At 49.9% G+C, this 8,048-nt stretch carries 11 protein-coding genes; 4 read left to right on the forward strand and 7 right to left on the reverse strand.

The window, feature by feature from the left end:
* The 3 genes from EYC62_02085 to EYC62_02095 form a co-directional block, all read right to left on the reverse strand.
* On the reverse strand, positions 1 to 609 hold a 609-nt coding region (locus tag EYC62_02085), incomplete at its 3' end, for an aldehyde dehydrogenase family protein (protein TAH36718.1).
* A gap of 83 nt (positions 610 to 692) precedes the next feature.
* Complete coding sequence (locus EYC62_02090) at positions 693 to 1,373, reverse strand: DUF1013 domain-containing protein (GenBank protein ID TAH36719.1); 681 nt, start codon at positions 1,371 to 1,373, stop codon at positions 693 to 695.
* 312 nt (positions 1,374 to 1,685) lie between these two features.
* The gene (locus EYC62_02095) at positions 1,686 to 2,681 is read right to left on the reverse strand and encodes an NAD(P)H-quinone oxidoreductase (GenBank protein ID TAH36720.1); all 996 of its coding nucleotides are present in this window, start codon (positions 2,679 to 2,681) and stop codon (positions 1,686 to 1,688) included.
* A 112-nt stretch (positions 2,682 to 2,793) separates the two neighbouring features.
* Here EYC62_02095 and EYC62_02100 point away from each other — a divergent pair, with 112 nt between their 5' ends.
* Positions 2,794 to 2,967 carry a DUF1192 domain-containing protein gene (locus EYC62_02100; GenBank protein ID TAH36727.1) on the forward strand — a complete coding sequence of 58 codons (174 nt, stop codon included), beginning with the start codon at positions 2,794 to 2,796 and terminating at the stop codon, positions 2,965 to 2,967.
* 4 nt (positions 2,968 to 2,971) lie between these two features.
* Here EYC62_02100 and EYC62_02105 read toward each other — a convergent pair whose 3' ends face one another.
* The 3 genes from EYC62_02105 to EYC62_02115 form a co-directional block, all read right to left on the reverse strand.
* A complete protein-coding gene (locus EYC62_02105) occupies positions 2,972 to 3,205 on the reverse strand; it encodes a hypothetical protein (protein ID TAH36721.1) in 234 nt (77 codons plus the stop codon).
* 58 nt (positions 3,206 to 3,263) lie between these two features.
* Positions 3,264 to 3,698 (reverse strand): hypothetical protein, encoded by a 435-nt coding sequence (locus tag EYC62_02110; GenBank protein TAH36722.1) that lies wholly within the window; start codon positions 3,696 to 3,698, stop codon positions 3,264 to 3,266.
* Positions 3,699 to 3,859: 161 nt separating this feature from the next.
* Positions 3,860 to 4,120, reverse strand: coding sequence for a 50S ribosomal protein L31 (locus EYC62_02115; protein TAH36723.1), 261 nt, complete (start codon positions 4,118 to 4,120; stop codon positions 3,860 to 3,862).
* A 93-nt stretch (positions 4,121 to 4,213) separates the two neighbouring features.
* On the opposite strand from EYC62_02115, the gene cyaY reads away from it, so the two are divergent.
* The 3 genes from cyaY to EYC62_02130 all read left to right on the forward strand — a co-directional run bounded on the left by cyaY (position 4,214) and on the right by EYC62_02130 (position 7,707).
* Positions 4,214 to 4,612: an iron donor protein CyaY gene (gene cyaY, locus EYC62_02120; protein TAH36724.1), complete on the forward strand. Its 399-nt coding sequence runs from the start codon at positions 4,214 to 4,216 to the stop codon at positions 4,610 to 4,612.
* A gap of 98 nt (positions 4,613 to 4,710) precedes the next feature.
* Positions 4,711 to 6,384: an ATP-binding cassette domain-containing protein gene (locus EYC62_02125; GenBank protein ID TAH36728.1), complete on the forward strand. Its 1,674-nt coding sequence runs from the start codon at positions 4,711 to 4,713 to the stop codon at positions 6,382 to 6,384.
* A gap of 99 nt (positions 6,385 to 6,483) precedes the next feature.
* Complete coding sequence (locus EYC62_02130) at positions 6,484 to 7,707, forward strand: pyridoxal phosphate-dependent aminotransferase (GenBank protein ID TAH36725.1); 1,224 nt, start codon at positions 6,484 to 6,486, stop codon at positions 7,705 to 7,707.
* Here the strand turns inward: EYC62_02130 and EYC62_02135 are convergent.
* On the reverse strand, positions 7,708 to 8,048 hold a 341-nt coding region (locus EYC62_02135), incomplete at its 5' end, for a hypothetical protein (GenBank protein TAH36726.1). It lies immediately after the preceding gene.

Raw genomic sequence — 8,048 nt, forward strand, 5'->3', positions numbered from 1 at the left:
GAGCGCGGTAGTGCATGTTTTTTCCGACGGTTTCCAAACAACCGCATTGCCACAAACGATCGCCAGCGCAAAATTCCAGCACCAAACCGCAACCGGGAAGTTGAACGCGCTGATCACGCCGATCACACCCAGCGGATGCCAGGTTTCCATCATGCGATGGTTTGGGCGTTCCGATGCAATCGTTAAACCGTACAATTGGCGCGACAAGCCCACCGCAAAATCGCAGATATCGATCATTTCCTGCACTTCGCCAAGACCCTCGGACAAAATCTTTCCGGCCTCTATCGTCACCAATTGGCCCAATTCCTGTTTGTGCGCGCGCAATTCTTCGCCGAAAATGCGGATCAATTCACCGCGCACCGGCGCCGGCACCGCGCGCCAGGATAAATAAGCGTGATGCGCCTTGCCGATTTTATCGGATACGGACGCGACCGAATCGCTTTGAAATTTGGCGATTTCCATGCCATCAATTGGCGATCGCACCGAAAAATCGCCATTGGTAATTTTACTTTTATCGATCGACAGCGCCGCGCATAAATCGGGCGATAATAAATTTACGGATGGTTGCATAGGTTTGGAAGTATCTATTTTTTTAGCCGAGGAGGTCATTGGCGCACCCCTAAGAAGTGGAACGATGGATTAGCAGTGTAGTAAAATGGTGGAACCCGGCAAGCCGGATTCCACCGCTGGAATTAGTTATTAACCGCTTCCGGCAAGGATTCCGGGGATGGGGCGGTTTCTTGTTCAACCGAAGCCGGTTGTTGCAACACAACCGAAGCGGCTGCGGTTGCCTGTTCGGTTTGCTGTGCGGCCAATTTTGCGGCGCGCGCGGCGGCTTTTTCCGCATTTTTAATGCGGCGGCCAGCTTTGGCCACGGCCGCATCCAAATCCGGCTGGGAACATAATCCCAAACCGACCGGATGACGCGGTTTAATATTCGCGATATTCCAATGGCTGCGATCGCGGATCTGTTTGATGGTTGGCTTGGTCGTACCCATCAAACGGGCGATTTGCGCGTCCAACAATTCCGGATGCGCCTTTACCAACCAAGCAATACCATCGGGTTTATCCTGGCGTTTTGAAACCGGCGTGTAACGCGGACCTTTCGACCGTTTTACCGGAACCGGCAGATCGTCTTTGATCATTTTCAATTTTACTTTTGGATCGGCTTCGGCTTCGGCGATATTTTCCGCCGTTACGTGGCTGTTCAAAACCGGATTCAATCCTGGCATGCCGAAAGCGACATCGCCATCGGCGATCGCTTGGACCTCTAATTCATGCAGGCCGCAAAATTCGGCGATTTGTTCAAAAGTCAGTTTGGTATTTTCAACCAGCCACACCGCGGTGGCTTTTGGCATTAAAGGAGCGGGCATTTATTCCTCCGTTCGCGTCCATCTAAATTGGTGCTCCCATTATATGAAGCTCCGTGGAATTATAACCACAGATATTCTTTGATGCTTCATCGCGCCGAAGCGCACAACCCACCTTCGCCCATTATGGGCTACGGCGTGGTATCCGCCGCACTATCCGGCCTTGCGGCCGAGATTTTGCGGAGGCGGATAAAGCGGGAGCGGCATCGCTTTGGTCCTCCCAAAGCCAATCCTGAGTTCCTATTCAGTTGTCAGGCTGTAGACAGAATATAATCTATTTATGGCGAAAATAAAAGGCTGGAATTATTTATTAACCTATTGAATTTCCAATATAATCTTGCCAACATGCTGGCCGGATTCCAGGTATTTATGCGCATCCATCACTTTTTGGAATGGAAAAATCTTGTCAATCACCGGCCGCACTTTGGCCTGATCGATCCAAGGCCATAATTGCCGTTGCATTTGCTGGGCGATACGCGCCTTGCGTTCCATAGGCAGGGGCCGCAATTTAGACCCGGTAATGGTGATTCGTTTATTCATGATCGTATCGATATTCAATTCCACCTTCGCGCCGCGCAGATAGGCGATTTCGATCAAACGGCCATCCATCGCCAGACAATCGACGTTACGCGCAAAATAATCGCCGCCAACCATGTCCATAATGATTTCAACGCCTTCGCCGCCCGTTTCACGTTTACAGATTTCAATAAAATCTTCGTTTTTATAATCGATGCCATAATGCGCGCCGAGTTTCTTGCATGCCTCGACCTTGCGCGCATCGCCGGCGCTGGCGAACACAATCGCCCCATGAGCGCGCGCGATTTGAATCGCGAAGGTGCCTACACCAGATGTGCCGCCATGCAACAGCACCCGTTCCCCGCGCTGCAACGCGCCGACTTCCATCATATTGTACCAAACCGTAAAACAGGCTTCGGGAATTCCGGCCGCATCGGACCAGGCGCAACGTTTGGGAATAGGCAGCGTTAAGGATTCTTTGACCACGGCGTAATTGGCATACCCGCCGCCATTCATCAAACAGCAAACATGAGCGCCAATAGCGGAAGTCGCCCGCGACCCGCGCGCAATCACGGTGCCTGAAATTTCAAGACCCAGCACATCATGCGCGTCTTTCGGCAACGTATACCGGCCGAGACGTTGCAATACATCCGGGCGGCTGACACCAGCGGCGGCAACCTTGACCAGCAATTCATCGTCGTCGAGTTCCGGAATCGGCCGTTTGACAAATTTCAATACTTCCGGCCCGCCGGATTTTTCCGCAATAACGCCAATATATTCTGTGGGAAGGGACATGACAGTGGACGGTGGACAGTAACCAGTGAACGGGTGATTACTGTATATTTTGTATTATTTCATGTCTATATTAATTTTACTGTCCACCGTTCACCGTCCACTGTTCACCGATATGGAAGAAGAGCTCCCCCGCCCCGCAGCAACGCCACCGAATTTGGAGAAAATGTCGGTTGTGGAATTGCAAAATCACATTGAATCGATGAAAGCGGAAATCGCCCGGGCCGAAGCCATGATTAAAAGCAAACAATCCGTCCGCGCTGGGGCCGAGGCTTTGTTCAAAAAGTGATTACTTAATTTCTTGTTTTAGTAGCCACTGTGCGGGCATAATCGAGCACAAAATTGCGTGGCAATTTTCTAGAATCTAAAACTGTTGTTGCCGCGTCGCATAATTCTACCCGATTCGAAGTGACCGCTATCCAAGCCAAACTTTTTGAAGGTAGTACGCTGTATTGAATGACTTTACGCCGGATTAAATCTGTATCCAGTTCTTCGGGACGAACGTCTGGATCTAATGATAACATCATACTACCCTCCTTGATTAAGGTGCCTACTTGTAACAATATTTTCTTACACTTTTATGAATTACGCCGCTTTATTCACTTGCGCGGACTGGCGTTGGCGCAACCAGGTGCCGCTGCCGGAGTAACGCACGACCAATTGGGTCGGCTTTTCATGATTCGGCGCCTCGGCGCAAATCAGTTCGATGAATAAATTGCCATTGTCCCAATTCGCCCCTGCAATCGTCGCTGGGGTCGACAGACGGAATTTATGTTCGCACGCCATCGACGCATCGTCCTTAGCCACCGCCGCAATCGTCAAATCCAGTTTATCCAGGGAAATAGTCAGTTGATCGTCGGCGCAAGGCGGCATGATCACCGATATGGTGAAAACCTCGTCCGATAATTGTTCAATGGCAAAAGAAGGGTAAGTCTGGTGATTGGTTACACCATATCCGGAATCCGCAAGCAGCTGGCGCGATCGCAACCACCGGGATATTGGATGAGAGGCTTGGCTCATGTAACGAGTCCCCCTGGATAGAAAATACTATGCACAAGATAGGATCGATGTACTAGCGGCATATTTCGCATCCGCAACAAAGTCCTTTTTATCGCTACCAAAAAGCAACAGCCCACCAGGCGATCCGGGTGGGCTGCGCATACATACATATTGTAATATCTTTATTTTTTCGCGTCTGCGGCAGGTGCGGCCGGTTTTTTGGTCGCGCCAGGCATGCCGGCAAAACGTTTGTTGAATTTTGCCAACTGACCGCCTTCGATCAATTTTTGCTGGCCGCCGGTCCATGCCGGATGCGATTTCGAATCTACGTCCAGACGCAGCGTATCGCCCGGTTTGCCATAGCTGGAACGGGTTTTATAAGTCGTGCCATCCGTCATGATGACGTTGATTTCATGATAGTCTGGGTGAATGTCTGGTTTCATAACTGCCTCTAATTAAAAAAGCCTGGCGTTTTTTCTGGTACCAGGCCGGTTCCGTATTAAAATTTTGCCTTTTATAAACAATTTCAGCCGCTTATGCAAGCGCAAAGCGCGCCTTGCCGCCTCTGCCTTGCCTTGCTATATATACAGCTAAGTTACGGAAAAAACATGAAAAATTTTGCCACGGTCGCAGCCGCAACGCTGGAAGCGCTATTACACCAGTTTGAACAGCGGTTTGGGGACGAGACGGAACTGGATCTGGAGGATGGGGTTTTACGCATCGAATTCGAAGATGGGCGGGTGTATTTGATCAACCGCCACATGCCCTTGCAACAAATCTGGTTATCATCGCCAAAATCCGGCGCGTGGCATTTTGCGGCGGCCCATTTCAATGATACCGGATCGGCGGATTGGCTATCAACCCGCGGCGAGAAAATTTCAATCTATGATTTACTGAACAAAGAATTACAACCAGCCGAGGCATTCCACAAATGACCCCATCCCAATCCGCTATTATTTCCTCGCGCAATATTGGCGTGCTGAAAAATCTTTTGCCGTATTTGCAGAAAAATTCGCGGCTGATTATTGCCGCTATTTTCGCGATCTTGATTGCATCCGGTGCGGTGCTGGCGTTTGGCCAGGGGTTACGCGGCATTATCGATCACGGATTGAACAGCGAAGAAACTGCGTCACTGGATCACGCGTTTGAAATCATGCTGGCCATCATCGCGGTTTTGTCCGGCGCCAGCATGGTGCGGATGTATACCGTATCGGCCATTGGCGAGCGCGTGGTGGCCGATTTGCGCAAAGATTTATACGCACATTTGTTGACCCTGCCGCCAAGTTTTTTTGAAATTACCAAAGTCGGCGAAATTCTATCGCGCCTGACCGCCGATACGACCCAAGTGCAAAGCGTGGTATCGACGTCGTTCCCCATCGCCCTGCGCAATTCGGTATTGTTGATTGGCGCGGCGTTTATGTTGTTTTTAACCAGCGCGAAATTGGCGGGAATCGTATCGTTTGTTGTGCCGATGGTGATCGGGCCGTTGATTTTGGTTGGACGCAAAGTGCGCGTTTTATCGCGTACCGCGCAAGACCGCATCGCCGATATTTCATCTTATGGCGATGAGACATTGAATTTAATCAAAACCGTGCAAGCCTATACGCATGAATCTATTGACCTAAGCCAATTTCAAAACCGGGCCGATGCCGCGCTGCATTCCGCCCTCGCCCGGATTTCGGTGCGCGCGGTGTTATCGGCGCTTATCATTGGCCTGGTGTTTTCCGCGATCGCCATTGTGTTATGGATCGGCGGGTATGATGTGCTGAGTGGCACCATAACCGGCGGACAATTGGCGTCGTTTGTATTTTATTCCATTTTGGTTGCTGGATCGGTGGCGGCATTATCCGAAGTGGTCAGCGATTTGCAACGCGCCGCGGGATCGTTGGAACGCATTATCGAATTGCTGCACACACCATCATCCTTGAAAATTTCCGAAAGCCCCCTGCCCCTGCCAAAGACAATTGATAAATCCACGCCGATTCTGGAATTTAACGATGTCGATTTCCATTACCCGTCGCGCAATCAGCCGGCGTTGCAACAATTTAATTTACAAGCCATGGATGGTGAATCCGTCGGCGTTGTCGGATCGTCCGGCGCGGGTAAAACCACTATATTCCAATTGGCGTTGCGGTTTTACGATCCGCAAAAAGGCAGTGTGAAATTTTGCGGCGTGAATGTGCGCGATGTGAATCCAACCGATTTGCGCAGCCGCATCGCCTATGTCGGACAAGAACCTGCTATTTTCTCCGCCTCACTACTCGATAATATTCGCTATGGCAAAGTCGATGCGACCGAAGACCAAGTGCGTATTGTTTGCAAACTGGCCAAAGTCGATGAATTTTTCCATCATCTGCCGGATGGCATCCATACATTCCTTGGTGAAAAAGGCGCTCGTTTGTCTGGCGGACAAAAACAACGCATCGCGATTGCCCGTGCCATGTTGCGCAATCCGGATTTATTGTTGCTGGACGAAGCGACATCGCAATTGGACAGCGAGAATGAAAAACTGGTGCAAGCCGCGTTGGAAAAACTGGCGCAGGGGCGCACCACCATCACCATCGCCCACCGTTTGTCGACATTGCGCAATGCCAGCCGGATTATCGTGCTGGATGCGGGGCAAATCGTTGGCCAAGGGCGGCATGATGAGTTGATCCAATCGAATCCAACCTATCAAAACCTCGCCCAACTGCAGATCGCGGCTTAAAATCAAAATTAAAAGTGGTGTTTATTAAGGAAATAGCGCTTGACGGTGAACATATATTTTGTCAGTTTGTTGTTTGAATTTTTTTTGGAGGAATGAGAAATGGCAGCATTTGCTTTTATTGAATCGGATCAAACCAGGCGGATTAAACCTTCGGCGACATTAGCGGTTAATAATCTAGCATTAGAGTTAAAAGCAAAATTCAGCGATGTGATCGGTTTTGCGGTAGGTGAGCCGGACAAAGCCACACCAGGATTTGTTGGCGATGGAATGGCAACCTTTGCGCGGCAAGGGCAAAACAAATATTCTAAACCTAATGATCCTAAGTTAGTTGCCCCAATTATTGAGAAATTCAGAGAGGATAATGGCCTTGTTTTCAATGAACAAGAAATCACCACAGGTGTTTGTGGTAAAGAATTGGTATTCTGGGGCATTGGTACTGCCATTAATCCCGGCGATGACGTTGTTATTCCTGCTCCCTATTGGGTATCCTATCCCGAGATTGTCAATTATTTTGGCGGAACACCACGAATAGTTGTTCCTTCCCGCACCGATTTGAAAATCACGCCGGAAGAATTACGCGCGGCGCTTACTCCCAAAACCAGACTATTTATTATTAATCAACCGTCTAATCCTGCTGGTGTTGTATATTCTAAACAGGAATTGCTGGCATTAGCAGAAGTTTTGCGCGAAGCATCCAAAACCAACCCAAATCTGGTCATCATCACAGATGATATTTACGAAAAATTGGTATACGGGGTCGAGTTTTTCACCTTGCCGCAACTGGCTCCAGATTTGAAAGAGCGCTGCCTTGTCATAAACGGAATTAGCAAATCTCATTCTTTCACTGGTGGACGATTTGGATTCTGCGGCGGTCCAGCAGCGTGGATTAAATCTATCAATAAAATGATCTCGCAATCCAGTACCCATGGACCAACCGTGGTTCATGCCGGCGCTATTGCCGCCCTAACGGGACCAGACGATTTTCTGGTGGAATGGTGTGCTGATTACGTGCGTCGCCGAGATTATGTTTTAGGCCGATTGGAGGTTATGGGAATTCCTTGCTCACGTCCGGATGGGGCTTTTTATGTGTTCCCAAATATTTCGCAAGTCTTAGGAAAATCATCGGATGGCGTACAGATAAATACCGATGAAGATTTTGTAATGACATTTTTGCGCCAAAAACACGTTGCATGCGTTCATGGCAGTGCCTTTGGCATGCCGGGATACATGCGCATTTCCTATGCGACGTCGGATGAAAATTTAGAAGCTGGACTAGATCGCATGGCGGAGTTTATCCGCAATTTGCGTCAACGCGCCGCGTAATTAGCGTTTAATAACGATATCGACGCGATCCTTGGCGCCGGATTCCGGTGCGCCCATCGGCTTTACGCCCAATTGCGATCCTGGAACGCCCATGCCGATCAACGCATCACGTACTTGTAAAATACGGGTTAATGCGGTGCGGCGCGCCTCGCCCGGGTTATTTTTCGGCGGGGTGGCATAACCTTGCAATTCCGCGGCGGCTTTCGATGATTTTAATTGGCCACCGGCTTGTTTCACTTGGCCCATGGCGCGGGAATCGAGATCCGTTTCGTCCCTGTCAAATCCAACCGATCCGATTACGGTGCCGCCAACCGAATTCGGGCGGGTAACCGTGACATTGG

The sequence above is a fragment of the Alphaproteobacteria bacterium genome (genome assembly GCA_004295055.1).
Taxonomy (GTDB): Bacteria; Pseudomonadota; Alphaproteobacteria; order SHNJ01; family SHNJ01; genus SHNJ01.